The sequence below is a fragment of the Burkholderia reimsis genome, from assembly GCF_003294055.1.
Taxonomy (GTDB): Bacteria; Pseudomonadota; Gammaproteobacteria; order Burkholderiales; family Burkholderiaceae; genus Burkholderia; species Burkholderia cepacia.
The window spans coordinates 1-25,297 of the sequence record NZ_QMFZ01000069.1; the positions used below are offsets into that span (position 1 = coordinate 1).

At 68.2% G+C, this 25,297-nt stretch carries 26 protein-coding genes; 12 read left to right on the forward strand and 14 right to left on the reverse strand.

Annotated features, from left to right (window positions below):
* Positions 1 to 52: 52 nt before the first annotated feature.
* Both DPV79_RS39615 and DPV79_RS39620 read right to left on the reverse strand, forming a co-directional pair.
* On the reverse strand, positions 53 to 1,204 hold the full coding sequence (locus DPV79_RS39615; protein ID WP_113047984.1) for a WD40/YVTN/BNR-like repeat-containing protein: 1,152 nt from the start codon (positions 1,202 to 1,204) through the stop codon (positions 53 to 55).
* Between the two features lie 67 nt (positions 1,205 to 1,271).
* The gene (locus tag DPV79_RS39620; RefSeq protein WP_059682289.1) at positions 1,272 to 1,541 is read right to left on the reverse strand and encodes a ubiquitin family protein; all 270 of its coding nucleotides are present in this window, start codon (positions 1,539 to 1,541) and stop codon (positions 1,272 to 1,274) included.
* A 235-nt stretch (positions 1,542 to 1,776) separates the two neighbouring features.
* Between DPV79_RS39620 and DPV79_RS39625 the strand changes: the two genes are divergently transcribed.
* Positions 1,777 to 2,142 carry an ASCH domain-containing protein gene (locus DPV79_RS39625; protein ID WP_051392120.1) on the forward strand — a complete coding sequence of 122 codons (366 nt, stop codon included), beginning with the start codon at positions 1,777 to 1,779 and terminating at the stop codon, positions 2,140 to 2,142.
* 96 nt (positions 2,143 to 2,238) lie between these two features.
* Here DPV79_RS39625 and DPV79_RS39630 read toward each other — a convergent pair whose 3' ends face one another.
* Positions 2,239 to 2,928, reverse strand: coding sequence for an aspartyl/asparaginyl beta-hydroxylase domain-containing protein (locus tag DPV79_RS39630; RefSeq protein WP_113047985.1), 690 nt, complete (start codon positions 2,926 to 2,928; stop codon positions 2,239 to 2,241).
* A gap of 241 nt (positions 2,929 to 3,169) precedes the next feature.
* Here DPV79_RS39630 and DPV79_RS39635 point away from each other — a divergent pair, with 241 nt between their 5' ends.
* Together DPV79_RS39635 and DPV79_RS39640 are read left to right on the forward strand one after the other, a co-directional pair.
* Positions 3,170 to 3,514 (forward strand): DUF4148 domain-containing protein, encoded by a 345-nt coding sequence (locus tag DPV79_RS39635; RefSeq protein WP_113047986.1) that lies wholly within the window; start codon positions 3,170 to 3,172, stop codon positions 3,512 to 3,514.
* Between the two features lie 71 nt (positions 3,515 to 3,585).
* Positions 3,586 to 3,861: a DUF4148 domain-containing protein gene (locus tag DPV79_RS39640; RefSeq protein ID WP_113047992.1), complete on the forward strand. Its 276-nt coding sequence runs from the start codon at positions 3,586 to 3,588 to the stop codon at positions 3,859 to 3,861.
* 267 nt (positions 3,862 to 4,128) lie between these two features.
* On the opposite strand, the gene DPV79_RS39645 is transcribed toward DPV79_RS39640, so the two are convergent.
* The 3 genes from DPV79_RS39645 to DPV79_RS39655 form a co-directional block, all read right to left on the reverse strand.
* On the reverse strand, positions 4,129 to 4,656 hold the full coding sequence (locus tag DPV79_RS39645) for a cytochrome b (RefSeq protein ID WP_113047987.1): 528 nt from the start codon (positions 4,654 to 4,656) through the stop codon (positions 4,129 to 4,131).
* Positions 4,657 to 4,725: 69 nt separating this feature from the next.
* Positions 4,726 to 6,180, reverse strand: a complete 1,455-nt coding sequence (locus DPV79_RS39650; protein ID WP_042972677.1) for an ATP-binding protein — start codon at positions 6,178 to 6,180, stop codon at positions 4,726 to 4,728.
* Positions 6,177 to 6,836 (reverse strand): response regulator, encoded by a 660-nt coding sequence (locus tag DPV79_RS39655; protein ID WP_059650275.1) that lies wholly within the window; start codon positions 6,834 to 6,836, stop codon positions 6,177 to 6,179. Before DPV79_RS39655 ends, DPV79_RS39650 begins: the two co-directional genes overlap by 4 nt.
* 279 nt (positions 6,837 to 7,115) lie before the next feature.
* On the opposite strand from DPV79_RS39655, the gene DPV79_RS39660 reads away from it, so the two are divergent.
* From DPV79_RS39660 to DPV79_RS39670, 3 genes are all read left to right on the forward strand, one after another.
* Positions 7,116 to 7,466 carry a hypothetical protein gene (locus DPV79_RS39660; protein WP_021156342.1) on the forward strand — a complete coding sequence of 117 codons (351 nt, stop codon included), beginning with the start codon at positions 7,116 to 7,118 and terminating at the stop codon, positions 7,464 to 7,466.
* A 65-nt stretch (positions 7,467 to 7,531) separates the two neighbouring features.
* Positions 7,532 to 8,701 carry a bacteriohopanetetrol glucosamine biosynthesis glycosyltransferase HpnI gene (gene hpnI / locus DPV79_RS39665; RefSeq protein ID WP_021156341.1) on the forward strand — a complete coding sequence of 390 codons (1,170 nt, stop codon included), beginning with the start codon at positions 7,532 to 7,534 and terminating at the stop codon, positions 8,699 to 8,701.
* The gene (locus tag DPV79_RS39670; RefSeq protein ID WP_021156340.1) at positions 8,698 to 9,783 is read left to right on the forward strand and encodes a lysylphosphatidylglycerol synthase domain-containing protein; all 1,086 of its coding nucleotides are present in this window, start codon (positions 8,698 to 8,700) and stop codon (positions 9,781 to 9,783) included. The genes hpnI and DPV79_RS39670 overlap by 4 nt, the downstream gene beginning before the upstream one ends.
* A gap of 43 nt (positions 9,784 to 9,826) precedes the next feature.
* Here DPV79_RS39670 and denD read toward each other — a convergent pair whose 3' ends face one another.
* From denD to DPV79_RS39710, 8 genes are all read right to left on the reverse strand, one after another.
* Positions 9,827 to 10,798 (reverse strand): D-erythronate dehydrogenase, encoded by a 972-nt coding sequence (gene denD, locus DPV79_RS39675; RefSeq protein WP_021156339.1) that lies wholly within the window; start codon positions 10,796 to 10,798, stop codon positions 9,827 to 9,829.
* Positions 10,799 to 10,826: 28 nt separating this feature from the next.
* Positions 10,827 to 11,606: a 2-oxo-tetronate isomerase gene (otnI, locus tag DPV79_RS39680; protein WP_113047988.1), complete on the reverse strand. Its 780-nt coding sequence runs from the start codon at positions 11,604 to 11,606 to the stop codon at positions 10,827 to 10,829.
* Positions 11,607 to 11,674: 68 nt separating this feature from the next.
* Positions 11,675 to 13,000, reverse strand: a complete 1,326-nt coding sequence (locus DPV79_RS39685) for an MFS transporter (protein WP_059818322.1) — start codon at positions 12,998 to 13,000, stop codon at positions 11,675 to 11,677.
* Between the two features lie 113 nt (positions 13,001 to 13,113).
* On the reverse strand, positions 13,114 to 13,752 hold the full coding sequence (gene otnC / locus DPV79_RS39690) for a 3-oxo-tetronate 4-phosphate decarboxylase (protein WP_059859806.1): 639 nt from the start codon (positions 13,750 to 13,752) through the stop codon (positions 13,114 to 13,116).
* A complete protein-coding gene (gene otnK / locus DPV79_RS39695; RefSeq protein WP_113047989.1) occupies positions 13,749 to 15,038 on the reverse strand; it encodes a 3-oxo-tetronate kinase in 1,290 nt (429 codons plus the stop codon). The genes otnC and otnK overlap by 4 nt, the downstream gene beginning before the upstream one ends.
* 19 nt (positions 15,039 to 15,057) lie before the next feature.
* Positions 15,058 to 15,954, reverse strand: a complete 897-nt coding sequence (gene ltnD / locus DPV79_RS39700; protein ID WP_341867652.1) for an L-threonate dehydrogenase — start codon at positions 15,952 to 15,954, stop codon at positions 15,058 to 15,060.
* Between the two features lie 64 nt (positions 15,955 to 16,018).
* Positions 16,019 to 16,723 carry a FadR/GntR family transcriptional regulator gene (locus tag DPV79_RS39705; protein WP_048025492.1) on the reverse strand — a complete coding sequence of 235 codons (705 nt, stop codon included), beginning with the start codon at positions 16,721 to 16,723 and terminating at the stop codon, positions 16,019 to 16,021.
* Positions 16,724 to 16,923: 200 nt separating this feature from the next.
* Positions 16,924 to 17,997 (reverse strand): GlxA family transcriptional regulator, encoded by a 1,074-nt coding sequence (locus DPV79_RS39710; protein WP_111942793.1) that lies wholly within the window; start codon positions 17,995 to 17,997, stop codon positions 16,924 to 16,926.
* Between the two features lie 299 nt (positions 17,998 to 18,296).
* Between DPV79_RS39710 and DPV79_RS39715 the strand changes: the two genes are divergently transcribed.
* From DPV79_RS39715 to DPV79_RS39740, 6 genes are all read left to right on the forward strand, one after another.
* Positions 18,297 to 19,682, forward strand: a complete 1,386-nt coding sequence (locus DPV79_RS39715; RefSeq protein ID WP_027790628.1) for an L-serine ammonia-lyase — start codon at positions 18,297 to 18,299, stop codon at positions 19,680 to 19,682.
* 14 nt (positions 19,683 to 19,696) lie between these two features.
* The gene (locus tag DPV79_RS39720; protein ID WP_006480591.1) at positions 19,697 to 20,941 is read left to right on the forward strand and encodes a sarcosine oxidase subunit beta family protein; all 1,245 of its coding nucleotides are present in this window, start codon (positions 19,697 to 19,699) and stop codon (positions 20,939 to 20,941) included.
* Between the two features lie 16 nt (positions 20,942 to 20,957).
* Positions 20,958 to 21,257 carry a sarcosine oxidase subunit delta gene (locus DPV79_RS39725; RefSeq protein WP_027790629.1) on the forward strand — a complete coding sequence of 100 codons (300 nt, stop codon included), beginning with the start codon at positions 20,958 to 20,960 and terminating at the stop codon, positions 21,255 to 21,257.
* The gene (locus DPV79_RS39730) at positions 21,254 to 24,265 is read left to right on the forward strand and encodes a sarcosine oxidase subunit alpha family protein (protein WP_113047991.1); all 3,012 of its coding nucleotides are present in this window, start codon (positions 21,254 to 21,256) and stop codon (positions 24,263 to 24,265) included. Before DPV79_RS39725 ends, DPV79_RS39730 begins: the two co-directional genes overlap by 4 nt.
* Positions 24,255 to 24,887: a sarcosine oxidase subunit gamma gene (locus tag DPV79_RS39735; protein WP_048025495.1), complete on the forward strand. Its 633-nt coding sequence runs from the start codon at positions 24,255 to 24,257 to the stop codon at positions 24,885 to 24,887. The genes DPV79_RS39730 and DPV79_RS39735 overlap by 11 nt, the downstream gene beginning before the upstream one ends.
* The coding region (locus DPV79_RS39740) for a dihydroneopterin aldolase (protein ID WP_133295779.1) at positions 24,884 to 25,297 on the forward strand (414 nt) is incomplete at its 3' end. The genes DPV79_RS39735 and DPV79_RS39740, both read left to right, overlap by 4 nt.

Genomic DNA, 25,297 nt, shown 5'->3' on the forward strand with positions numbered 1-25,297 from the left:
GCGCTAAAGCGGGGCGGCGCGGGCCGTGTGCGAACGGTGCGCCCGCACACCGTCACCCGAACCTGACGCAATAAACCGGCGGCAGATGCGCGGACACCAACTGCCAGTTTTCCCCGCCGTCATCGGATGTCCACAACCCGCCGGTCGTCGACGCCATCGCGAGGCGCGTGCCCGAATCGTCCACCGCGAGCCCGTGCCGATACACGAGGTCGTACGCCGGTGCGGGCGGCAGCCCGTTCGTGAATGGCTCGAAACTGCGCCCGCCGTCGCGCGTGCGCGTGACGACGAACCGGCCGTCCACCGGAATCCGGCACGCGTCCTTCACGGCCGGAACGAACCACGCGGTGTCCGGTTCGTGCGGATGCACGGCCACCGCGAAACCGAAGCTCGACGGCTGTGCCTCGATCCTCCGCCAGTGTTCGGCGCCGTCGGTCGAGCGGAAGATCGCGCAGTGATGCTGCGTCCACAGCACGTCCGGATCGGCCGCGCACTGCACGACGCGGTGCGGGTCCTGCGCGTTGGGTTCGCCGCGTCGCTCGGGCGGCATGTAGTCGGCTTCCATGCCGTCGGCCGTCACACGCCACGTCGCGCCGCCGTCGGCGGTCTGCCAGACGCCGCCGCACGAGATGCCGATCGTCACGTGCCGGCTGTCGCGCGGATCGACCATCACCGAATGGATGCCCGGCGCATCGTATCCGCCGCCGCCCCATTCGGCGCGCTCCGGGCGATCCCACAATGCCCGGTTGAGCACCCAGGAACCGCCGCCGTCGTCGGAGCGGAACAGCCCGCCGGGGATCGTGCCCGCCCACAGCACGCCCGGCTCGTCGGTGCCGCCGGCTTCGAGCGACCAGATCTGCTGGAGCGTCCACGGCGGCTGCGGCGGGCCGGGCGGCGTGTCGCCCGTGTCGCTCGCGGCACCCGTGCCCGACGGTGCGCTGGCGGGCGGATCGTCGGCTGGCTGCGGCGGATACACGGGCACCGCGCATTCTTCCCAGTCGGTGGCACCGGCTCGCCTGCGATGCAGTTTCACGCCGAAATGCCCCAGGTTGAGCGCCGCATACAGCGTGCCGTCGCGCGGGTCGGCGAGCGCCATGCTGACCGGCTCGCCGGCGAAATGCGGCTCACCGAGCGTCCAGCCGCCGTTGCCGTCGGGCTGCAGGACGAACAGGCCCTTGCGGGTGGCGACGAGCAGTCGATCGTTCATGTGCGATGTCTCCTGATGGCCCGACCTGGCGTTCCGGCACGCGGTCGGCGCTTGTGCATGCGTCCCTTTATCCGCCCGTCAGCGCCTGTACGACATAGACCCGGCTCGCGTCGCCGAGCACGTCGGACAGGCGCTGACGGTCGCGTATCGGCTGGCCGTCGATGAATACCGACAGGTGTTTGCGCAGCGCGCCCTGGTCGTCGAGGATGTAGCCGCGCAGTCGCGGCTGCTCGCCGAAAACGGTGTCGAATGCTTCGCCGAGCGTGCGGGCGTCGATTTCGCGCTCGGGCGTTTCGATGTGCCGCTGGATCGAGGCGGCGAAGAAGAGGTGCGCCATGGCGGGAGCCGGCAGGAGCCGCGCGGAGGGGACGGTCTTTAGTTTAGGCGATCCGTCGGGGGCGCAAAGACGGCGTCTCGTAGTCGCCGTGCGCCGGCGTGTCGATCCGTCGCGGTCGACACGATCACGCGGATCGGCAACAATCCCGCCCGGGTCGCCATCGCATGCCGGATTCGGCCGCCATGCCGCTCGACGGTCGCACGCTCTCCACTTGCCGATGAAGGACATTCCCGCCATGCCGCGATCCGCGCTGTCGATCGTCAAACCCGCCGTCGACGATATCGTCGCGGGCCGCAAGCGCGTGGAGATCCGCTCGTGGGCGCCGCCGGCCATGCCGTTGCGCGATCTCGTGCTGGTGCAGAACACGATCTTCCTGCGACAGGACGGGCAGGAGGATCCCGACGGTATCGCGCTCGCGATGGTTGATGTCATGGGGGTGCACGACTGGACGCCCGATGAAGCCCGCTCGCAAGGCAAGCAATGGTGTGCCGGATACGTGTGCTGGGAACTGGTGAACGTTCGGCAGATCGCGCCGCCTGTTCCGTGCGTCGCGAAGCGCGGCATCTATGCGTTGCCGGATGATTTCGGAAAGGTGTCCTGATGATTTCACCTGCATCCGGGGCGGGCCGGACGCCCTTTCGACACCAGAGAGGGTAGTCGAAACGAAGGGACGCCCGGAGAGTGCCCGCCGCCCGCGCTAAACCGGAATCGATCGCCCGCGGATCCTGATCCCGATCCGCACGATGCCGATCACCGCATTCGACAGCCACGTGAGCAGGCGCGGCATCCCGCGTCGGCGGATATCGAGCAGCAGCACGATCCGCACGGCGTCGCTGTCGTTCCACACCTCGTGCATGAACGTATCGTCCCACAGCAGGAAACGGCCTTCGTCGAGCCGGTATTCATGGCCGTCCACCTTCAGCACGGCGGCCGGCGTGCCGTCCGCGTGCTTCGGCATCGACAGCACGAGATAGCCGCGCAGGATGCCTCGAAACGGCCCGCGATGCGGTGGAATGTGCTTGCCGGGCGCGAGGAACGACAGCGATGCGGACAGCACGTCCGGCGACGTCGCGACGATCGACGCGACGGTCGGGCAGCGCGACAGGTTGCGCGGGAACGGCTGGCCGTACGCCTGCATGATGAACATCCGCCAGTCGCGTGCATCGTTGGCCGAGATGTCGTACTGCTCGCGCATGATCTCGTGGAAGCGCGGGATGCGCGCCATGTCGCGCGCCACGGCGAATGCCTCCGCCTGGATGGCGGGCCACGCACGGACGAAACGCCCGGCATCGGGAAACGCGGCCGTATCGAGCACTGCACCGCCGTCAATATGGCGGTCGTACAGCGTGCGCAGCAGGCCGGCTGCATAGTCGTAAGCGACAGACATGGTCGATCGAGGCGCGATCCGAAAAGGGTGACGTCAGTCTGCCCGAAGCGGGGCGGGCGCTGCGTTACGTCAGGTTACGCCGGCTGACGAAAGAATGACAGATTCATGAAGGTTCGTTCCACGCACCCCCGGAGCCGCGGAAGCCGCGTGATCCGGGCCACGACATGCGGGAATAAATGCACACGCTCCGTCGTCATACGGGTGTAGCACGTCGTCTCGTTGACTTCTTAAGGAGTGGAACATGAACAAGCATTGGCTGGTGGCCGCCGCCGTGGCGGCGATTTCTTTCGCGGGTGTCGCGGCGCCCGCATCGGCGCAGGCACTGACGCGCGCGCAGGTCAGGCAGCAACTGATCGACGCCGAGAACCAGGGGCTGCGTTTCGTGACCGATACGTCGTATCCGGACGTGAGCCCGCTGTTCCGGCAACAGGCCGAACAGATGCCGCAGCGCCAGGCGAGCACGGCGGTCGGCAGCGATCCGGCCGTTTCATCCGAAGCCGGCAAGCCGGTGACGATGGCGCCACGCCAGCATTCCGTCGCATGCGTCGGCCCGGCGAGTTTCTGCACGATCTATTTCGGCAGCTGACGCAGCCGCCTGCGTTCGCAGGGCAGGCATTCACCCAGGTTGATCGATACGGAACATGGAAGGAGTTCATGATGAAAGCATATATCGCAGTACTGATGATGATCGCGGCGATCGTCGGTCAGTCGGCCTTCGCGCAATCGGCCGCGCCGCTGACGCGCGCGCAGGTTCGCGACGAATTGATGCGCCTGGAAGCAGCCGGGTACGACCCGGCGAAAGGGGACGACGGCGAGTATCCGGCGGACATCCAGGCGGCGCAAGCGAGGCTTGCCGAACAGGACCGGGCCCGGATGGCGGCTGCCGCCGCGCATGCACCGGCGGCCGGTATGCCGGCGCAGAACAGCAACTAGGTGCCGATATGGTCTTGTGCGACTTCAGGCCGTCGTGTTCGCGGCACGGCCGTCCGGCAGCCGTTCGTGCCGCCCGACGCGGTGGAAGGGCGCCGGCCGCCGTGCCCGTGATCGCGCGCCGCTTCGCTCGGCGCCGCGATCATCTGGCCGGCGGCGCGCGATGGTCAGGCCGGCCGGTCGTGCGATGAGCCGGGGCGACGACGCGTGCGGCCCTTGCAGCAGGCCGGTTCATGCGCGCCCTGCCATGCCGCGCTGCCGATCGCGCGATCACCAGGGCATCATGCGCTGCAGGACCTGGTCGCGCAGCACGAAGCGGTGCGCCAGCGCCGCTGCCACGTGCAGGCAAATGCCGGCGAACAGCACCCACGCGAGGATGCCGTGCACGTCGCCCATCGCGTGGCCGAATCCGGAACCGGCCGCCGACAGCGCGGGCAGCGGCACGATCCCGAGCAGCGTCACGCCCCACGCGCGCGACGATGCGTTGATCCAGCCGAGCAGCGGCACGGCGATCAACAGCGCGTAGAGCGCGAAATGCGTGACGCCCGACAGCGCACGCATTGCAGGAGACAGGTCGTTCGCCGGCGGGCGATGCGTCACGCGCCACAGCACGCGGCAGGCCATTGCGGCGAGCAGTGCGGTGCCCACGATCAGGTGCGCGGCGATCAGGCCGACGGGCTGCGTATCGCGATGCACGTCGGGCATCGTCCAGCCGATCGCATATTGCGCGACGATCAGCGCGACGATCAGCCAGTGAAGAAAACGCGCAACGGTGTCATATCGGGCGGGTGTGGACATGGAGACTCCTGCGTACGGCGGGGACAGTATCGGACGGAGGGATTCTACGACCGCATGCTTAACGAAACGTTAAGCATGCGGCATCTCACGCGGCGATCGGTCGTCGGGTGAGCCTGCCGGCGTCGCTTCGCCCGCGCCGGCCGACGGCAGTGCAACCGCGACACCGAGGCCCTGGCCGCCGATGCCGGGCCCGAACTGCACGGTGCCGCCCAGGTATTGCGCGATGCGCGTGACGATCGACAGCCCGAGCCCGCTGCCGGGCGACTGCGCGCCGCTGCCGCGATAGAAGCGGTCGCCGAGCCGCTCGTGCTCGCCGGGGGCGACACCGGGCCCGTCGTCGCGAACGACGATGCATTGCAGTGCGCCGTCGTCGCGCACGCCGAGCTCGATGCGGCCGCCCGGGCGGCCGTACTTCACGGCGTTGTCGACGAGGTTGTCGAGCAGGATGCCGATCAGGATCGGATCGGCGTCGATCGCGCGCTCGGAGACGGGGCCGGCCACGAGGTCGATGGCCTTGTCCGACGCCTTCGCGAGATGGCGGTCGAGGGCGGCTTCGACGAGTTCGCGAACGGCGACCGCGCGTGTCGGAATGCGTTCGTATTCGTCGAGCCGCGCGAGCAGCAGCAACTGCTCGGCGAGACGCGCACTGCGGTCGACGCCTTGAACGACCCGCTGCATCGCGAGCCGCTGGAGTGCCGGATCGTCGGTCGCGATGGCCACCTGGGCCTGGACCTTGATCGCGGCAAGCGGTGTCTTGAGCTCGTGCGCGGCGTCGGACGTGAACGCGCGCTCGCGCACGATCGATTGCCGCAGCCGGGCCAGCAGGCGGTCGATCGCGTCGACCAGCGGGCGCACTTCGTCCGGCACGGCGGCGATGCCGAGCGGTTCGAGCGATCGCGCGTCGCGCGCGCCGATCAGCGTCGACAGCGTCTTCAGCGGCGCGAGACCGCGTCCGATCAGGTACCAGAGGAGCAGCGCCAGCACCGGGAGCGCGACGATCAACGGCAGGACGATGCCGCGCGCGGTGCCGGTCGCCAGGTCGCTGCGCGTGTTCGCGATTTCCATCACGCGGATCCGGCGTCCCGACGCGTCGTCGCGCAGCGTGTGCGTACGCCATGACGCGCCGCGGATGACGATCGTTTCAGGAACACCGCGCGGGTCGTGCGCGTCGGGCAGGCCGGCGGCGCCGGCCGGGAGGCTCGACGCGACGACCTGGCCCCGTGCGTCGCGCACCTCGAACAGCACGTCGCGCGGAAGGCGATCGCCGTCGGTTTCGGGGGCGGGTTTCGAGCCGCGGCGATCCAGTTCGACACGCGCGTCCGGCGGCACACGGGCGAGGCGATCGAGGTCGGCAGGCGAGAGATTGACGAGCAGCGACGCATATTCGACGAGGCGGGCGTCTTCCCATTCGCCGATCTCGCGCGTCGCATACCGGAAGCTGCCGAACACGGCGACGAGCCACACGACCGTCACGCAGCCGAGCGCCATCGACGAAACGCGGCGCCGTATCGAGCGGGACGTCATGCGAGATCGACGACGTAGCCGACGCCTCGAACGGTGCGGATCAGTTCCGCGCCGAGCTTCTTGCGCAGGTTCGACACATGCACCTCGATCGCATTGCTTTCGATACCTTCCTGCCAGCCGTACAGGGTGTCCTCGAGGCGCGAGCGCGACTGCGGCGCGCCCGGGTGGCTGACGAGCTGGACCAGGATGGCCCACTCGCGCGACGTGAGCGCGATGCGCGACGCATCGCGTGTCACCGTGTGGGCGGTCAGGTCGATCGTGATGTCGCGCCACACGATCTCGTCGCCGGCGCGGCCTTGCGAGCGGCGCACGAGCGCGCGGCAGCGGGCGAGCACTTCGGTCAGTTCGAACGGTTTCGCGAGATAGTCGTCGGCGCCGTCGTCGAGGCCGCGGACGCGGTCGGCCACGGTGCCGCGCGCGGTCAGGACCAGCACGGGGACGGTATCGCCCCCATCGCGCAACGCGCGCAGCAGCTCGGTGCCCGATTTCCCGGGCAGGCCGAGATCGAGCACGACGAGCGCGAAGCGCGTGGTCGCGAGCGCGGCTGCCGCTGCGTGACCGTCGCGCAACCAGTCCACGTGATAGCCGGCCTGGGTCAGGCTGATCTCGAGACCGCTGCCGATCAGGTCGTCGTCTTCAACAAGGAGGAGTCGCATGGTCGATTCGGGGGCGGGATGCCTGCGATTGTACGAGCGCGCCGCACCTGCCGTGCAACGGATTGTAATTGTGCTGGATCAAACTTCTTCCGATTCTGAAGAACGCTTAAGGTTCGGCGGCGGCAATCCCGCTACCATCGGCCACACCGCTTCCAGGGGGATTTTCCGCTGCCCCTGATCCCGAACCGGGTCACGCCTGTCCGGCTTGCCCGTCAATCCGCGACCTTGCCGATCGATGTCCGGTCGACGCGAGTCGCCCGTACGGGAGATTCACTCCTCATGGCCCCCTCAACGATCGAGCGATGGCGCGCCTACCTGCTGATCGCCGCGCTGGCCGGCATGTTCGTTCAGTGCTTCGTGCTGGTTTCATGGCTGGCGCTGCGCGTACCCGAGGCATTTTTCACGACGATGACGTTTCGCATGTGGACCGTCGTCGCGATCGTCACCGCGATCCTTTCGGTCCGCAAGCTTGCCCGCGCGGCCTTCAGGGCGGCGCTGGATTGCGGATTCGTACACGTGACCGGAATCGATCGTCACACGGTAGCAGTGTCATCCGATTGCGCGTACCGTCGGCTGGTCATCCTTCATATCCGGCTCAACGGAAATCGGTTCCGCTACGCACACGGGTGAGCCCGCCTTCGCGCGTGCCCGCCCCGATGCACCACGGTCCCGCCGGGCCACCACTGGGGAATCGCATGGTGTTGCTGCATGTGCTGCACGCGCTGGCCGGCGCGATGTCGATCGTCTGCGGGCTGGGCGTATTGCTGGGTATTGCGTATACGGTCGCGGCCAGCGTGCTGGTCGGGCGGTTCTTTTCGAGGCCGGCGGCGCAGCCGCGCGAGTATCCGGGCGTCACTGTCGCGAAGCCGCTGCACGGCGACGAGTGGCAGCTCGTACAGCATCTCGAAAGCTTCTTCGTGCAGGATTACCCTGGCCCGGTCCAGCACCTGTTCGGCGTGCACGATGCAGGCGACGCGGCACTCGCGGCCGTCGAGACGCTGCGTGCACGCTACCCTGACGCGAACATCAAGGTCGTCGCCGATGCGCGGCTGTACGGGCCGAACCGCAAGATCGGCAATCTCGTGAACATGCTCGAACACGCGGAGTATTCGGTGCTGTGCCTCGCCGACAGCGACGTGCTGGTCGAGCGCGATTATCTGCGCGCGGTCGTCGGCGCGCTGCAGCAGCCGGATGTCGGCATCGTGACGAGCGTGTACCGCGGTGTCGCATCGCCGGGTTTCTGGCCCGGGATCGCCGTCGCGATGACGAACTACCATTTCCTGCCGGGCGTGATCACCGGGCTCTTCATCGGGCGTGCGCGGCCGTGCTTTGGCCAGACGATTGCGATCACGCGCGCGACGCTCGAACGTATCGGCGGCCTCGCGCGATTCGCGCATCACCTGGCCGAGGATCACGCGCTGGGCGAAGCGGTGCGGCAGGCGGGCGCGCAGGTCGTCATTCCGCCGTTCGTCGTCGGGCATGCGTGCGTCGAGGAGACGTTCTCGAGGCTGTACGCCCACGAGTTGCGCTGGAGCTGCACGATTCGCGCGGCGGACCGGCTCGGTCATGCGGGCTCGGTGCTGATGCACCCGGTGCCGCTCGCGCTGCTGGCGCTGCTGTTCTCGGGCGGCACGGCCGCCGCGTGCGCGCTGGCGGTCGCGGCGCTCGCCGCGCGGGTGCTGCTGATGCTGAGAACGAGCCGTGCGACCGGCGCGGGGCTGCGCGGCGCAATCTGGCTGCCGTTCGTCGATCTCCTGCAGTTCTTCGTGTTCGTGTCGAGCTTCTTCTCGTCGCATGTCGTGTGGCGCGGCACGCGCTTTCGCGTGAACCGGGAAGGGCTGTTGTCGGCGGCGAGCGAATCATGACGACGCAGACGAACCCCGGCGGCGACGCCGCCCGGAACGTCGCGCGCAGCGACGCGCGGCTTCGGCGCGCGGGGCAGGCCGCGGCGCTGGGCGGGCTGGCGCTCGCCGTGTGGCTGATCTGGCGCGAGCATCCGCTGGACATCCTGCATCGCCTGCAGATTGCCGGCGCCGGATTGCTGCTCGCGGCGCTGGCCCACCTCCTGCCGATGCTCGCGAATGCGTGGGACTGGCGGATGCTGATCCGCGGCCCGCGCCGGCCGTCGTTCGCGACGATGCTGAAACTCGTGTGGATTCGCGAGTCGATCAACGGGCTGCTGCCGGTCGCGCGGATCGGCGGCGAGATCGTGTCGTTCGGCATGCTGCGGCAGGCGGGCGTGCGGCCGGCGACGGCCGTGGCCAGCCTCGTCGCCGACATGCAGCTGACGCTGATCAGCCAGCTGGTGTTCGCGCTGGTCGCGATCGGCTACGTGCTCGGGCACGTCTCGTCCGATGCCGCCCGGGTGGCCGGGAACCTCGCGATCGGCATGGCCGCGCTGGTGCCGGTGCTGCTGCTGTTCGCGCTGGTGCAGCATGCGCGGCCGTTCGAGCGCGCGATGCGCGTGCTGAACCGCGTCACGAGCGGGAAGGTGGTGGCGCTCGTCGGCGAATCGGCGCGTACCGATCAGTCGATCCGGATGATCTGGAGAAAGACCGGCATCGTCGTGCGCTACCTCGCGATCTGGCAAACCCTGCAGTTCGTGGGTTACGCGCTGGAAATCTGGCTCGCGCTGGTCTTTCTCGGCGCGGAGCCGACCTTTGCGCAGGCGCTCGCGATCGAGGCGCTGATCCAGCTCGTGAGCAGTATCGCGTTCCTGATGCCGGGCGGCCTCGGCGTGCAGGAGGGCGGCTTCGTGCTGATCGGCGGGCTCCTCGGGTTCGATCCGCCGACGTGTCTCGCCCTGGCCGGCGCCCGCCGCGTGCGCGACCTGCTGTTCTATCTGCCGGGCCTGCTAGCGTGGCAGTGGGCGGCCGGTTCGGCGAACCGGCCGGGCGGAACGAAACGCGCGTCGTTGCCCATCGGCGAATCCGCCCGGCCGCATTGATGCGGCCGCGCAGCCCGTGCCCGCGCGGCCGGCGGCGCGGGAATCAGCGCCGTTCGTCGGCGAGATGGCTGCGGATCACGTCCGCGAACGACGTGTCGCCCTTCAATCCGAGGGCTTCCGCGCGCGACGTATCCCAGCGGCCCGGCCAGCTGCCGACGATCTTCTCGACGCGCTCGTCGGGCACATGGCGGATCAGTTTCACGACTTCGTCGCCCGCGACTTCGCGCAGCGCCGCGATCATTTCGTCGACCGATACCGACAGGCCGGGCAAATTGATCACGCGTTTGTTGCCGAGCTTCGCGCTGTCGATTTCGCAGCCCGCGACGAGCGCTTCGATTGCGCCGCGCGGCGACAGCAGCCACAGCCGCGTCGAACCCGGCACCGGGCACACGCTTTCCTCGCCGTTCAGCGGCTCGCGGATGATGCCGCTCGCGAACGACGATGCGGCCGCGTTCGGGCGGCCCGGCCGCACGCTGATCGTCGGCAGCCGCAGCACGCGGCCGTCGACGAAACCGCGCCGCGCGTAGTCGCACAGCAGCAGCTCGGCGATCGCCTTCTCCGCGCCGTAGGACGATTGCGGGTTCAGCGCGGTGTCGTCCTGCACGACGTCGGGGAGCGTGCCGCCATACACCGCGACCGAGCTCGTGAACACGACGCGCGGCCGGTGGCCACGCGCGCGACACACTTCGAGCAGCGCGCGCGACGCGTCGAGGTTGATCCGCATGCCGAGATCGAAATCGGCCTCGGCCTGCCCGCTGACGATTGCCGCGAGGTGGAAGATCGCGCCGGTTTGCGTGTCGATCGCGCGTTCGAGCACCGCGCGATCGGCGATGTCGCCGACGATCGACGTCACGCGCGCATCGCCGAAATCGCTGCCTTCGACGACGTCGAGCAGCACCAGCTCGTCGATCTTCTCGCTGCGGCCGTCGGGGCCGCTCAGTTCGCCGCGCTCGAGCAGCTTGCGCGCCAGACGCTGGCCGAGAAAGCCGGCGCCGCCGGTGATCAGTACTTTCATGTTCGTTACCTTCCGAGGAATGCGTGAATTAGCGGGAACAGGCCCTGAGCCAGCCGAGCCCTTCCGACGTGCCGGCCTTCGGGCGGTACTCGCAACCGATCCAGCCGTCGTAGCCGAGCGTGTCGATCAGCTCGAACAGATACGGGTAGTTGACTTCGCCGAGATCCGGCTCGTGGCGGTCGGGCACGCCCGCGATCTGGATATGGCCGATGCCCGCGAAATCGCGCCGGAGCTTCGTCGCGAGATCGCCTTCGACGATCTGGCAGTGGTAGCAGTCGAACTGCACCTTCAGGTTCGGCGCGCCGACTTCCGCGCGGATCGCCTGCGCGTCGTCCTGGCGGCTCAGGAAATAGCCGGGCATGTCGCGCTGGTTGATCGGCTCGATCAGGATCGTGATGCCGTGCGCGGCAGCGGCCTGCGCGGCATGGCGCAGGTTCGACAGGTAGGTGTCGCGATGGCGTGCACGGTCGGCGCCCGGCGGCACCATCCCGGCCATCACGTGCAGCTTCCGGTTGCCGAGCACGCGTGCATAGTCGAGCGCCTGATCGATGCCGCGCCGGAACTCGTCCTCGCGGCCCGGCAGCGATGCGGTGCCGCGTTCGCCCGCGGCCCAGTCGCCGGGCGGCGCGTTGAACAGCGCCTGTTCGAGGTGGTGCGCGTCGAGGCGCGCGCGGATGTCCTCGGCGGCGAAGTCGTACGGGAACAGGTACTCGACGGCCTTGAAGCCGTCGTAGGCGGCAGCGGCGAAGCGTTCGAGGAACGCGTGCTCGGTGTACATCATCGAGAGGTTGGCGGCGAAGCGTGGCATGGCAGCGGGTCCTGTGAATGAATGGGGCGGGGCATGTGCCGCCCCGCATCGAATGGCAACTCGGCGGTTCAGCGGTTCACGAGTTTCGCGGGCGTGAGCCACACGGCGATCGCGCCGATCACGAGCATCGCGGCCAGCACGTACATGCCGGACGCCGTGCTGTGCGTGACGTCCTTCAGGTAGCCGATCACGTACGGGCTCGCGAACCCGGCGAGGTTGCCGACCGAGTTGATGATCGCGATCCCGGCGGCGGCCGCGGAGCCCGCGAGGAACGCGGTCGGCAGCGACCAGAACAGCGGTGCGCAGGTCAGTACGCCGCCCGCCGCGAGCGACAGGAACACGATCGACACCGCCGTATTGTGCGAGTACGACGCGGCGACCGCAAACCCGACCGCGCCCATCAGCGCGGGCACGATCAGGTGCCAGCGGCGTTCGCGGCGCTTGTCCGCGCTGTGGCCGAACAGGTTCATCACGACGATCGCGACGACGAACGGGATCGCGGACAGCAGGCCGATCTGCAGCGTATCGGTGATGCCGGTCGACTTCACGAGCGTCGGCATCCAGAACGTGAGGCCATACTGGCCCGTGACGAACGCGAAGTAGATCAGCGACATCCACCACATGCGCGGGTCGGCGAACACGGCCTTCAGCGAGTGGCCGTGCTGCTGCTGTTCCTGCGGCTGCGCGGCGATCTCGTCCTCCAGCAGTTGTTTCTCGCGTTCGTCGAGCCACTTCGCGCCGCGGATGCTGTTGTCGAGATACAGGATGGTCGCGATGCCGACGAGCACGGCCGGCACGGCTTCGATCATGAACATCCATTGCCAGCCGTGGAAACCCGAGCCGCCGTGGAAGCGCTCCATGATCCAGCCCGACAGCGGGTTGCCGAAGATGCCCGACACGGGAATCGCGGACATGAACACCGCGATGATCTTCGCGCGGCGATGCGACGGGAACCAGTACGTGAGATACAGGATCACGCCGGGATAGAAGCCGGCTTCCGCGAGGCCGAGCAGGAAGCGCAGCACGTAGAACTGCGTCGGCGTCTGCACGAATGCGAACAGCCCGGACAGCAGGCCCCACGTGATCATGATCCGCGCGATCCAGATGCGTGCGCCGATGCGGTGCATCAGCATGTTGCTTGGCAGTTCGAACAGAAAATAGCCAAGGAAGAAGATGCCGGCGCCGAGCCCGAACACGGTTTCGCTGAACGCGAGATCCTGCGACATCTGCAGCTTCGCGAAGCCGACGTTCACGCGGTCGAGATACGCGACCACGTAGCAGAGCATCAGGAACGGCACGATGCGCCAGAACACTTTCTTGTAGGTGCGGTCGAGTTCCGCGGCGTGGGCGGGCGCGGCGGGCGAGCGGCCAGCGGCCGCGTCGAGAGCAGTCATCGTCGTCTCCAGGATGTTGTGTGCCGGCGGCGCGTACGCCGCCGGATCGTTGCGTGTGCTGACGGAAGGGCCCGCGCACACGGCGGGCATGGGAATCGTTGCGGGGTACGTCGCTACCAGCGCGCGCCGAAGCTGGCGCGCAATTCGTCGAGCGCGGCCTCGTCGAGCGGTTCGGGTTTCGGGTTCGTCATCAACCACAGCCGCGCCGTTTCCTCGAGTTCTTCGAGTGCATACGACGCGTGCGACACCGATGGCCCCCACATCACCGGGCCGAGGCGGTCGAGCAGCACGCCGCGCACCTGGTCGGCGAGCGCCGCGACTTCCGCCGCGACGCCCGGATCGCCGGGGCGGCGGTAGCGGATCAGCGGAATGTGGCCGACCTTCATCACGTAGTACGGCGTGATCGGCGGCAGCACGTCGGTGTCGCGCCATACGCCCGCGAGCGTCAGCGCGACGAGGTGCGTCGAATGGGTGTGGACGACGCCGTTCGCTTCGGCATTGCGCGCGTAGATGCCGCGATGCAGCGCGAGCGTCTTCGACGGCTTGCCGCCCGACACGGGCTGGCCGTCGAGGCCGACCTTCGCGATGTCGTTCGGGTCGAGCCGGCCGAGGCACGCGTCGGTCGGCGTGATCAGCCAGCCGTCGGACAGCCGCGCGCTGATGTTGCCGGCGCTCCCGACCGCGTGGCCGCGCGCGTACAGGCTGGCGCCGACGACGCAGATCTCCTCGCGCAGTTTCGCTTCGTCGCTCATCGTGCGGCTCCGTCCAGCGCGCGCAGCGCCTTGTCGAAAAAGTCCGTGGTGCCGAAGTTGCCCGACTTCAGCGCGAGGCCGAGCGGCGCCGCGTCGATGGTGGCCGTCGCCGGTACGCCCGGATCGATCTGCGCGCCGATCTGCAGCGACTTTACGTCGAGCGCCTGCACGACCGCGCCGGACGTCTCGCCGCCGGCGACGACGAACTTGCGCACGCCGAGATCGCGCAGCCCGCGCGCGATCGCCGCGAGCGTGGCTTCGACGAGATGGCCGGCCGCGTCGACGCCGAGCGCTTGTTGTACGGCCTTCACTTCGTCAGGCGTCGCGGTCGCGTAGATCAGCACGGGCTGCGGCAGGTGCGTGCGCGCGAACGCGAGTGCCTGGTCGACGACGGGTTCGCCGCGCGATGCCGCGAGCGGATCGATACGGAAGCTCGGCCGCGTGGCGCGCCATGCGGCGACCTGCGCGTTGGTGGCCTTCGATGCACTGCCGGCGAGCACCGCCGACAGGCCGTCGATACGCGGCAGCGACGCCGCGTTGTCGCGCTCGGGCAGTTGCTCCGCGCGGCGGAAATTCGCGGGCAGGCCGAGCGCGATGCCCGAGCCGCCGGTGACGAGCGGTAGGCCCGCGCAGGCTTCGCCGAGCACGTAGAGGTCGCGGTCCGACAGCGCGTCGGCGATCGCGAAGCGTGCGCCTTCCGCACGCAACTGGTCGATCCGCGTGCGCACGGCGGCCGCGCCCAGCGCGATCGTGTCGTAGCGGATCAGGCCGACGGGCGACTTCGTTTGCCGCTGCAGCACGCGCACGAGGTTCGCGTCCTTCATCGGCGTGAGCGGATGGTTTTCCATGCCCGATTCGTTCAGCAGCACGTCGCCGACGAACAGGTGGCCGCGATAGATCGTGCGGCCGTTCTCGGGGAACGCCGGGCACGCGATCGTGAAGCCGCCGCCGGCCGCATCGAGCAGCGCATCGGCGACGGGGCCGATGTTGCCCGCGTCGGTCGAATCGAACGTCGAGCAGTACTTGAAGAAGAATTGCCGGCAGCCTTGCTCGCGCAACCATGCGTAGGCGGCGAGCGATTGCGCGACGGCGTCGGCCGCGGGGATCGTGCGCGACTTCAGCGCGACGACGATCGCGTCCGCATCAAGCGTGGCGCCGTCGGCGAGCACGCCGATCGTCTGCACGGTGCGCATGCCGCTTTTCACGAGCATGTTCGCGAGATCGGTCGCGCCGGTGAAATCGTCGGCGATGCAGCCGAGCAGGGGACGGGAAACGGGAGCGGTCATGGCGGGTACGTCGTTCGAATCAGCGGGCGGGCGGCAGCGTGATGCCGGGGAAGGTCTTGATCACGGCGGAATCGTCCTCGCCGCCGTGGCCGGCGCTCGACGCGCTCATGAACATCTGGTGCGCGGTGGCCGACAGCGGCAGCGGGAACTTGCTGCGGCGCGCGGTATCGAGCACGAGGCCGAGGTCCTTCACGAAGATGTCGACGGCCGACAGCGGCGTGTAGTCGCCGTTCAGGATGTGCGGCACGCGGTTCTCGAACATCCACGAATTGCCGGCGCTGTGCGTGATCACGTCGTACAGCGCGTCGGCATCGACGCCTTCGCGCAGGCCCAGTGCCATCGCCTCGGCCGCCGCGGCGATATGCACGCCGGCCAGCAACTGGTTGATGATCTTCACCTTCGAGCCGATGCCGTGCGAATCGCCGAGGCGATAGACCTTGCCGGCGATCGCGGCGAGCACGTCCTCGCAGCCCGCGTACGCGGCGGCCGGGCCCGACGTCATCATCGTCATCTCGCCGGAGGCCGCGCGCGCGGCACCGCCGGACACGGGCGCATCGAGCATCTGCAGGCCGGCGGCCTCGATGCGTGCGCCGAGCGCCACCGCGAATTCCGGCGCGACGGTCGCGCTGGCGATCACGACGCCGCCCGGCTTCATCGCCGCGACCGCGCCGTGCTCGCCGAACAGCACCGTTTCGGTCTGCGCGGCATTCACGACGAGCGTGACGACGACGTCGCACAACGCGCCGAGTTCGGCCGGCGTCGCGCAGGCGATGCCGCCTTCGGCCGCGAATGCCTGCAGCACGGTGTCGCGCACGTCGCATGCGTGCACGCGCAGGCCGGCGCGCAGCAGCGAGCGGGCGACGCCGAGGCCCATCGCGCCGAGGCCGATGACTCCAACATTTCGTGACATGGTCAACCTTGATCGATTCGGGAGAGGTTCGTGACAGCGGCGCCGCCGGTAACGGCCGCGGCCGCCGGCTTCAGCAGATGCCGGCTTCCGCGAGACGGCGGGCGGCGTTGTACATATGCGTGCGTGCCGCGTTGCGCGCGGCCATCGGGTCGCGCGCGCGGATCGCGTCGGCGATCGCCGCGTGTTCGTCGCGCACCTGGCGCGAGAAGTCCTCGCGCGTTGCTTCGTTGCGCCGCGTGACCTTCACGCCGGCTTCGAGGTACTGGTTCAGAAACTGCAGCGTCTTCAGGAAATACGGGTTGCCGGTGACGGCCGCGATCGTGCGGTGGAACGCGACGTCTTCCGCGACGCCGTCGCGCCCTTCGGCCACGGCCTCGTCGATCTTGCGCAGCGCATCGTCGATGTCGGCCATGTCTTCGTCAGTGTGGTGCAGGGCCGCTTCGGCCGCGACCTCGGCCTCGATCGCACGGCGCACCGCGAGCAGGTGCGGCAGCGAGGTGGCCTCGACCGCTTCCGCATAGTCGATCCGCAGCGGCCGGATCGCACCGTGCTGGTTCACGTACACGCCGCTGCCCTGGCGCGGCTCGACCACGCCTTCGTTCTTCAGCCGCGAGATCGCCTCGCGGATCACGGTACGGCTCACGCCGAATTCCTGCGCGAGCACGGCCTCCGTCGGCAGCTTGCCGGTGGCCGAGAAGCTGCCGACTTCGATCTGCTTGAGCAGTTGCTGCGCGACATGGTCGCTCATCGCGCGGGCGGGAATTTTCTCGAACATGGTGCTCTGGTTTGTAAGGTTATGTGGTCATCATACAAATTTGAGCGCGACGAAGCATCCGGGATAACCCTCGATCAACGGAGGGCAACGTCGGTCAAATCAATTGAAACCGGTTCCATTTGAAGGGAAATCGGTGCGATCGACTATCGCTTTGCGGTGGGTCAGCCGGGCGGGAAAGGGCAGTGCGGGTGCGTCGGCCGTCAGTCGGCGAGGTCCTCGACGGAGTCGTCCGTCGCATCTGCCGTCGCGCCGGCTTCCGCCACTTCGCCGCCGCGCTCCCGATAAGTCGCCGGCGGCACGCCGAACTGCTTGCGGAACTCGCGTCCGAGGTGCGACGCATCGGCGAACCCGCAGCTCGACGCGATATCGGCCACCGTGCGGTCGGAACTGGTCAGCAGCCACGCGGCCGTGCGCAGCCGCACCTGTTTCGCGAATGCCTGCGGGCTCTTGCCCGTTTCGGCCTTGAACAGCCGCTCGAGCTGCCGCGTCGACAGGTCGAGCTTGTTCGCGAGCTCGTCGAGCGACAGCGCCCGCCCGACATGCTGTTCCATCAGGAGAATCGCGCGCTTGACCTTCGGGTGCGTCGCCGGCTCGAGGCCCGGCGGATGCGGCTGCGGGGCGTTTCCTTTCTGCATCTCGCCGACCAGCAGGATACGCAGCGCCTTCTGCACGGTCGCGTGATCGAAATGGCGCAGCAGGATCGCGGCGGCGACGTCGATCGACGCGCGGCCGCCCGAACAGGTGATGCGGCGCCGGTCGATCACGAACAGCCGGTCGGCGATCAGCAGGTCGGGATCGGCGGCCGGAAAGCGCTCGATGAAATCCCAGTAATGGAACCAGCTCACGCAGGTGCGGTAGCCGTCGAGCACGCCTGCGCGCATCAGCGTGAACACGCCGGTGCAGATCCCGACGACCGTTGCGCCGCCGGCCGCCGCGCGGCGGATGAAGTCGAGCGTCTCGGGGCCCGCCTGCGGCCCCGAATGCAGCAGGCCGCCGACCACCACCACGTAGTCGAACGGCTCGGCCGCGTCGAACGTTTCCCATGGCGTGATCTGGATCCCGCAGCTCGCGCGCACCGGCGCGAGGGTCTCGCCGATCACGCTCCACGCGCAGCGCACGGGCTTGCTGTAGTCGCCGTCGTCCGCCGACAGCCGGAGCATGTCGACGAAGCCCGAGAAGGCCGTCAGCGTGAAGTTCGGCAGCAGCACGATGCCGAAGCGGATGCGTCGCGGTGCGGGTTCTGCGAGGGGGGAAGCGGGTACGTCGGGTGTCATCGCGGCCAATCTCTTCACGCCGGGCAGGCGGTCTCACTCAGTCTGTCGATACGGGTTACGCGGGTACGGCGGTCGGGCACGGCCGGGCGACGCGGATGCAGCCAGCGTCGCCGATCGGCTCCGGCCCGACTTGTGGTTTTCCGTCGCGAACCATCGCCAAAACGCACTTTCCGGCCCGCCGGCGCGGCGCTTGGCGGCGGTATCCCACGCCGATGCCGTTTTTGTTCTATCGGCCGATTTTACGCTTTGATGTACTGGTGCCCAACGTCATTCCACGCATGTCACCCTGAGGAAGCCAGATGAACGTCAGCGCGTTCGACCTGTTCAAGATCGGCATCGGCCCGTCCAGTTCGCATACGGTCGGCCCGATGATCGCCGCGTGCCGCTTCGCGTCGCACGTGGAGGACGCGAACCTGCTCGGCTTCGTGCGCCGCGTGCGGGTCGAGCTGTACGGCTCGCTCGGCGCGACCGGCAAGGGCCACGGCACCGACAAGGCCGTGCTGCTCGGCCTCGAGGGCCACCTGCCCGACACGATCGATCCCGACCTGATCGAGCCGCGGCTGGCCGCGATCCGCGCGGAGAAATCGCTGTCGCTGCTCGGCAAGCAGACGGTGCGCTTCGACGAAAAGGAACACATCGGCTTCTATCGCAAGCTGATGAGCGGCACGAGCATCGTGCACCCGAACGGGATGCGCTTCCAGGCCTTCGACGAACACGGCCAGCTGCTCGTCGAGAAAGAGTATTACTCGGTCGGCGGCGGCTTCGTCGTGAACCGCGACGGCGATCGCGTGAACGGCGTGCGCGCGGCGGTCGAGGTGCCGTACCCGTTCCGCACCGGCGACGACCTGATGCGCCAGTGCCGCGAGCACGGGCTGTCGATCGCCGAGCTGATGATGCGCAACGAATGCGCGCTGCGTCCCGCCGACGAAGTGCGCGCCGGGCTGCTCGCGATCTGGCGCACGATGGCCGCCTGCGTCGAGCGCGGCTGCAAGGTCGAGGGCGACCTGCCGGGCCCGATGCGCGTGAAGCGCCGCGCGGCCGAGCTGAATGCCCGCCTGCGCGCGCGTTCGGAAGAGTCGCTGCGCGACCCGCTGTCGATGCTCGACTGGGTCAACCTGTATGCGATGGCCGTCAACGAGGAGAACGCGGCGGGCGGCCGTGTCGTCACCGCGCCGACCAACGGCGCGGCCGGCGTGATTCCCGCGGTGCTGCACTACTACGTGAAGTTCGTGCCGGGCTCGAACGAAGCCGGCATCGTCGAATTCCTGATGACGGCCGCGGCGATCGGGATCATCTACAAGGAAACCGCGTCGATCTCCGGCGCGGAAGTCGGCTGCCAGGGCGAAGTGGGCGTCGCGTGCTCGATGGCGGCCGCGGCGCTGGCCGCGGTGATGGGCGGCACGCCCGACCAGGTCGAGAACGCGGCCGAGATCGGCATGGAACACAACCTCGGGATGACCTGCGACCCCGTCGGCGGGCTCGTGCAGATCCCGTGCATCGAGCGCAACGCGATGGGCGCGATCAAGGCGCTGAACGCGTCGCGCATGGCGCTCAAGGGCAACGGCCAGCACTACGTGTCGCTCGACTCGGTCATCAAGACGATGCGCGAGACGGGCGCCGACATGAAGACGAAATACAAGGAAACGTCGCGCGGCGGTCTGGCCGTGAACGTCATCGAATGCTAACGAAGGACCACAACATGAGCCGCTACTCGATATTCAGCCTGTTCCGCAACGGTCTCTCGTATCACGAGAACTGGGAAAAGCAGTGGAAGAGCCCGGAACCGAAGAAGGAATACGACGTCGTGATCGTCGGCGGCGGCGGCCACGGCCTCGCGACCGCCTACTACCTCGCGAAGGAACACGGCATCACGAACGTCGCGATCCTCGAGAAGGGCTGGATCGGCGGCGGCAACACCGCGCGCAACACGACGATCGTGCGCTCGAACTATCTGTGGGACGAATCGGCCGCGCTGTACGAGAAGGCGATGAAGCTGTGGGAAGGGCTGTCGCAGGACCTGAACTACAACGTGATGTTCAGCCAGCGCGGCGTGATGAACCTGGCCCACACGCTGCAGGACGTGCGTGACACCGAGCGCCGCGTGAACGCGAACCGCCTGAACGGTGTCGACGCCGAATTCCTGACGCCTGCACAGATCAAGGAAATCGAGCCGACCATCAACCTGAACAGCCGCTATCCGGTGCTCGGCGCGTCGATCCAGCGCCGCGCCGGTGTGGCGCGTCACGACGCGGTGGCCTGGGGCTTTGCGCGCGGTGCGGACCGCGCGGGTGTCGACATCATCCAGAACTGCCAGGTGACGGGCATTCGCCGCGAAGGCGGCGCGGTGGTCGGCGTCGATACGGTGAAGGGCTTCATCAAGGCGAAGAAGGTGGCGGTGGTCGCGGCCGGCAACACGACGACGCTCGCCGACATGGCCGGCGTGCGCCTGCCGATCGAAAGCCACCCGCTGCAGGCGCTGGTGTCCGAGCCGATCAAGCCGGTGGTGAACTCGGTGATCATGTCGAACGCGGTGCACGCGTACATCAGCCAGTCCGACAAGGGCGACCTCGTGATCGGCGCGGGTATCGACCAGTACACGGGCTTCGGCCAGCGCGGCAGCTTCCACATCATCGAAAGCACGCTGCAGGCGATCGTCGAGATGTTCCCGGTGTTCTCGCGCGTGCGGATGAACCGCCAGTGGGGCGGCATCGTCGACGTGTCGCCGGACGCGTGCCCGATCATCACCAAGACCGACGTGAAGGGTCTCTACTTCAACTGCGGCTGGGGCACCGGCGGCTTCAAGGCGACGCCCGGCTCGGGCTGGGTGTTCGCGCACACGATCGCGCGCGACGAACCGCATCCGCTGAACGCGCCGTTCGCGCTCGACCGCTTCTACACGGGCCACCTGATCGACGAGCACGGCGCAGCCGCTGTCGCGCACTGAACGAGGAGAAGAAAACATGTTGCTGATCGAATGTCCGTGGTGCGGGCCGCGCGCCGAATCCGAGTTCTCGTGCGGCGGTGAAGCCGACATCGTGCGCCCCGTCAACAACGAGAACATGACCGACCGCGAATGGGGCGAATACGTGTTCATGCGCGAGAACAAGCGCGGGCTGCACAAGGAGCAATGGCTGCACGCGCAGGGCTGCCGCCGCTGGTTCAAGGCCACGCGCGACACGGTGACCTACGATATCAAGGGCTACGAAAAGTTCGGTGGCGACGCTGCCGGCAACGCACACGAAGAGGGCACGAGCAAATGAGCCAGAAAGACCGCCTCGGCACCGGTGGCCGCATCAATCGCGCGATTCCGTTGACGTTCACGTTCAACGGCCGCACGTATCAGGGCTTCCAGGGCGACACGCTCGCGTCCGCGCTGCTCGCGAACGGCGTGCACTTCGTCGCGCGCAGCTTCAAGTACCACCGCCCGCGCGGGATCGTGACGGCTGACGTCGCGGAACCGAATGCGGTCGTGCAGCTCGAATCGGGCCCGTACACGGTGCCGAATGCGCGCGCGACCGAGATCGAGCTGTACCAGGGGCTCGTCGCGTCGAGCGTGAACGCCGAGCCGACGCTCGAGAACGACAAGTACGCGATCAACCAGAAGCTGTCGCGCTTCCTGCCGGCCGGCTTCTACTACAAGACCTTCATGTGGCCGCGCAACATGTGGCCGAAGTACGAAGAGAAGATCCGCGAAGCCGCCGGCCTCGGCAAGGCGCCGGAAGCGCTCGACGCCGATCGCTACGACAAGTGTTATGCGCACTGCGACGTGCTCGTCGTGGGCGGCGGCCCGTCGGGGCTCGCGGCCGCGCATGCGGCGGCCACGGCCGGCGCGCGCGTGATCCTCGTCGACGACCAGCGCGAGCTCGGCGGCAGCCTGCTGTCGTGCCGCGCGGAAATCGACGCGAAGCCCGCGCTGCAGTGGGTCGAGAAGATCGAGGCCGAGCTGCGCAAGCTGCCCGACGTGACGATCCTGTCGCGCAGCACCGCGTTCGGCTACCAGGACCACAACCTCGTGACGGTCACGCAGCGCCTGACCGATCACCTGCCCGTGTCGATGCGCAAGGGCACGCGCGAGCTGCTGTGGAAAGTTCGCGCGAAGCGCGTGATCCTCGCGACCGGCGCGCACGAGCGTCCGATCGTGTTCGGCAACAACGACCTGCCGGGCGTGATGCTCGCCGGCGCGGTGTCCACCTACGTGCATCGCTTCGGCGTGCTGCCGGGCCGCAACGCGGTCGTGTTCACGAACAACGATCGTGCGTACCAGACCGCGCTCGACCTGAAGGCGTGCGGCGCGAAGGTGACGGTCGTCGATTCGCGCGCATCGTCGAACGGCGCGCTGCCGGCCGCGGCGAAGCGGCAGGGCGTGACGGTATTGAGCGGCGCCGTCGTGACGGCCGCATCGGGCAAGTGGCGCGTATCGTCGGTCGACGTCGCGTCCAGCACGAACGGCCAGGTGGGCGGCAAGCTGCAGACGCTGCCGTGCGACCTCGTCGCGATGTCGGGCGGCTTCAGCCCCGTGCTGCACCTGTTCGCGCAGTCGGGCGGCAAGGCGTGCTGGAGCGACGAGAAGGCGTGCTTCCTGCCGGGCAAGCCCGTGCAGGCGGAAGCGAGCATCGGCGCTGCGGCCGGGGAATTCGGCCTGGCGCGCGCGCTGCGGCTCGCGGTCGATGCGGGCGTGGAAGCGGCGAAGGCCGCGGGCTTCACGGCCGAGCAGCGCCCGGCCGCACCGCAGGTCGCGGAAGCCGTCGAAGGCGCACTGCAGCCGCTGTGGCTCGTCGGCAGCCGCGAGGCCGCGGCGCGCGGGCCGAAGCAGTTCGTCGATTTCCAGAACGACGTGTCGGCCGCCGACATCCTGCTTGCCGCGCGCGAAGGCTTCGAGTCGGTCGAGCACGTGAAGCGTTATACGGCGATGGGCTTCGGCACCGACCAGGGCAAGCTCGGCAACATCAACGGGATGGCGATCCTCGCGGGGGCGCTCGGCAAGTCGATTCCGGAAACGGGCACGACCACGTTCCGCCCGAACTACACGCCCGTTTCGTTCGGTACGTTCGCGGGCCGCGAGCTCGGCGATTTCCTCGACCCGATCCGCAAGACCTGCGTGCACGAGTGGCATGTCGAGCACGGCGCGCTGTTCGAGGACGTCGGCAACTGGAAGCGGCCGTGGTACTTCCCGAAGAAAGGCGAGGACCTCCATGCGGCCGTGAAGCGCGAATGCCTGGCGGTGCGCAACAGCGTCGGCATCCTCGACGCATCGACGCTCGGCAAGATCGACATCCAGGGCCCGGATGCCGTGAAGCTGCTGAACTGGATGTACACGAACCCGTGGAACAAGCTCGAGGTCGGCAAGTGCCGCTACGGGCTGATGCTCGACGAAAACGGGATGGTGTTCGACGACGGCGTGACCGTGCGCCTCGCAGATCAGCATTTCATGATGACGACCACGACGGGCGGCGCGGCGCGCGTGCTCACGTGGCTCGAACGCTGGCTGCAGACCGAATGGCCCGACATGAAGGTGCGGCTGTCGTCGGTCACCGATCACTGGGCGACGTTCGCGGTGGTCGGCCCGAAGAGCCGCAAGGTCGTGCAGAAGGTGTGCCAGGACATCGACTTCGGCAACGAGGCGTTCCCGTTCATGAGCTACCGGAACGGCACCGTTGCCGGCGCGAAGGCGCGCGTGATGCGGATCAGCTTCTCGGGCGAGCTCGCCTATGAAGTGAACGTGCCGGCGAATGCGGGCCGCGCGGTGTGGGAAGCGCTGATGGCCGCCGGTGCCGAGTTCGACATCACGCCGTACGGCACCGAAACGATGCACGTGCTGCGTGCGGAGAAGGGTTACATCATCGTCGGCCAGGACACCGACGGCTCGGTCACGCCGTACGACCTCGGGATGGGTGGGCTGGTCGCGAAGTCGAAGGACTTCCTCGGCAAGCGTTCGCTCGCGCGCTCGGACACCGCGAAGGAGGGCCGCAAGCAGTTCGTCGGCCTGCTGACCGAGGACGAACAGTTCGTGCTGCCGGAAGGCGCGCAGATCGTCGCGAAGGACACGCAGGTGTCGGCGGTCGATCCGACGCCGATGATCGGCCACGTGACGTCGAGCTACTACAGCCCGATCCTGAAGCGCTCGATCGCGCTCGCGGTGGTGAAGGGCGGCCTGAACAAGATGGGCGAGAGCGTCGTGATTCCGCTGGCCAACGGCAAGCGCATCACCGCGAAGATCTCGAGCCCGGTTTTCTACGATACCGAAGGGGTGCGCCAGCATGTGGAATGAAACCAGAAACCAGACGCAGGTGGCAGGCGCGGGCGGCGTGACGCTTGAATCGCCGTTCGTCGGCGCGGCCGACGTGCTGAAGCCGCACCAGGCGCGCGCATCGAAGAAATTCACGCTGCGCGAGCGGCCGTTCCTCGATCTCGTGAACGTGCGCGGCGAGTTGAGCGATCCGGCGTTCGTCGCCGCGTTCGAGCGCGTGGTCGGCTGCCGGCCGCCGGCGGCGCCGAACACGGTCGCCCGCGGCGCCGAGTACGACGTGCTGTGGCTCGGCCCCGACGAGTGGCTCGTGCGCTCGCACGGGCCCGTGCAGGCAGGCGTGCTGGAGGCGCGACTCGCGGAGGCCGTGCAGGGTACGTATGCGGCGGCCGTCGACGTCGGCAGCGGTTATACCGTCGTCGAGATCAGCGGCGAACGTGTGCGCGACGTGCTCGCACGCGGCTGCCCGCTCGATCTCCACCCGCGCGTGTTCAAGCCGGGCCAGTGCGCGCAGTCGCACTACTTCAAGACGTCGATCGTGCTGGTCCCGACCGGCGACGATGCGTTCGAGATCGTCCTGCGCCGCAGCTTCGCCGATTATTTCGTGCGCATCATGCTCGACGCTGCCGCGCCGCTCGCATCATGAAGCCGTTCGACGAACCGTTCGTGGCGATCGACGCGCCGCGCCTGCGCGGGCGCGGCTGGAGCGTGTTCGTCGACGAACTGAAGGTGCCCGCGCGGATCGGCATTCATGCGCACGAGCATGAAGCGCCGCAGCCGATCGTGATCGATGCGCGGCTCGGCTATCGCTGCGAGCCGAGCGAGCAGGGCGAGTGGATCGATTACGACGGTTATTGCGCGCGACTTGCCGCGTTCCTGTCGCACAAGCCGCATACGCGGCTGCTGGAGACGCTCGTCGCCGACATCGCGGTGCTGTCGTTCCGCGAATGGCCGGCGCTGGAGTCGCTGACGCTGTCGGTGTACAAGCCGAAGATCCGGCCGGGTACGAAACGCGTCGGCGTGTCGCTCGACTGGACGCGCGGGGATTATTTGCGG

What these genes read in the sequence shown, in the direction of transcription:
- DPV79_RS39615 (WP_113047984.1), bottom strand. Translation starts at nt 1,204, where the DNA reads ATGAACGATCGACTGCTCGTCGCCACCCGCAAGGGCCTGTTCGTCCTG.
- DPV79_RS39620 (WP_059682289.1), bottom strand. Translation starts at nt 1,541, where the DNA reads ATGGCGCACCTCTTCTTCGCCGCCTCGATCCAGCGGCACATCGAAACG.
- DPV79_RS39625 (WP_051392120.1), top strand. Translation starts at nt 1,777, where the DNA reads ATGCCGCGATCCGCGCTGTCGATCGTCAAACCCGCCGTCGACGATATC.
- DPV79_RS39630 (WP_113047985.1), bottom strand. Translation starts at nt 2,928, where the DNA reads ATGTCTGTCGCTTACGACTATGCAGCCGGCCTGCTGCGCACGCTGTAC.
- DPV79_RS39635 (WP_113047986.1), top strand. Translation starts at nt 3,170, where the DNA reads ATGAACAAGCATTGGCTGGTGGCCGCCGCCGTGGCGGCGATTTCTTTC.
- DPV79_RS39640 (WP_113047992.1), top strand. Translation starts at nt 3,586, where the DNA reads ATGAAAGCATATATCGCAGTACTGATGATGATCGCGGCGATCGTCGGT.
- DPV79_RS39645 (WP_113047987.1), bottom strand. Translation starts at nt 4,656, where the DNA reads ATGTCCACACCCGCCCGATATGACACCGTTGCGCGTTTTCTTCACTGG.
- DPV79_RS39650 (WP_042972677.1), bottom strand. Translation starts at nt 6,180, where the DNA reads ATGACGTCCCGCTCGATACGGCGCCGCGTTTCGTCGATGGCGCTCGGC.
- DPV79_RS39655 (WP_059650275.1), bottom strand. Translation starts at nt 6,836, where the DNA reads ATGCGACTCCTCCTTGTTGAAGACGACGACCTGATCGGCAGCGGTCTC.
- DPV79_RS39660 (WP_021156342.1), top strand. Translation starts at nt 7,116, where the DNA reads ATGGCCCCCTCAACGATCGAGCGATGGCGCGCCTACCTGCTGATCGCC.
- hpnI (WP_021156341.1), top strand. Translation starts at nt 7,532, where the DNA reads ATGGTGTTGCTGCATGTGCTGCACGCGCTGGCCGGCGCGATGTCGATC.
- DPV79_RS39670 (WP_021156340.1), top strand. Translation starts at nt 8,698, where the DNA reads ATGACGACGCAGACGAACCCCGGCGGCGACGCCGCCCGGAACGTCGCG.
- denD (WP_021156339.1), bottom strand. Translation starts at nt 10,798, where the DNA reads ATGAAAGTACTGATCACCGGCGGCGCCGGCTTTCTCGGCCAGCGTCTG.
- otnI (WP_113047988.1), bottom strand. Translation starts at nt 11,606, where the DNA reads ATGCCACGCTTCGCCGCCAACCTCTCGATGATGTACACCGAGCACGCG.
- DPV79_RS39685 (WP_059818322.1), bottom strand. Translation starts at nt 13,000, where the DNA reads ATGACTGCTCTCGACGCGGCCGCTGGCCGCTCGCCCGCCGCGCCCGCC.
- otnC (WP_059859806.1), bottom strand. Translation starts at nt 13,752, where the DNA reads ATGAGCGACGAAGCGAAACTGCGCGAGGAGATCTGCGTCGTCGGCGCC.
- otnK (WP_113047989.1), bottom strand. Translation starts at nt 15,038, where the DNA reads ATGACCGCTCCCGTTTCCCGTCCCCTGCTCGGCTGCATCGCCGACGAT.
- DPV79_RS39705 (WP_048025492.1), bottom strand. Translation starts at nt 16,723, where the DNA reads ATGTTCGAGAAAATTCCCGCCCGCGCGATGAGCGACCATGTCGCGCAG.
- DPV79_RS39710 (WP_111942793.1), bottom strand. Translation starts at nt 17,997, where the DNA reads ATGACACCCGACGTACCCGCTTCCCCCCTCGCAGAACCCGCACCGCGA.
- DPV79_RS39715 (WP_027790628.1), top strand. Translation starts at nt 18,297, where the DNA reads ATGAACGTCAGCGCGTTCGACCTGTTCAAGATCGGCATCGGCCCGTCC.
- DPV79_RS39720 (WP_006480591.1), top strand. Translation starts at nt 19,697, where the DNA reads ATGAGCCGCTACTCGATATTCAGCCTGTTCCGCAACGGTCTCTCGTAT.
- DPV79_RS39725 (WP_027790629.1), top strand. Translation starts at nt 20,958, where the DNA reads ATGTTGCTGATCGAATGTCCGTGGTGCGGGCCGCGCGCCGAATCCGAG.
- DPV79_RS39730 (WP_113047991.1), top strand. Translation starts at nt 21,254, where the DNA reads ATGAGCCAGAAAGACCGCCTCGGCACCGGTGGCCGCATCAATCGCGCG.
- DPV79_RS39735 (WP_048025495.1), top strand. Translation starts at nt 24,255, where the DNA reads ATGTGGAATGAAACCAGAAACCAGACGCAGGTGGCAGGCGCGGGCGGC.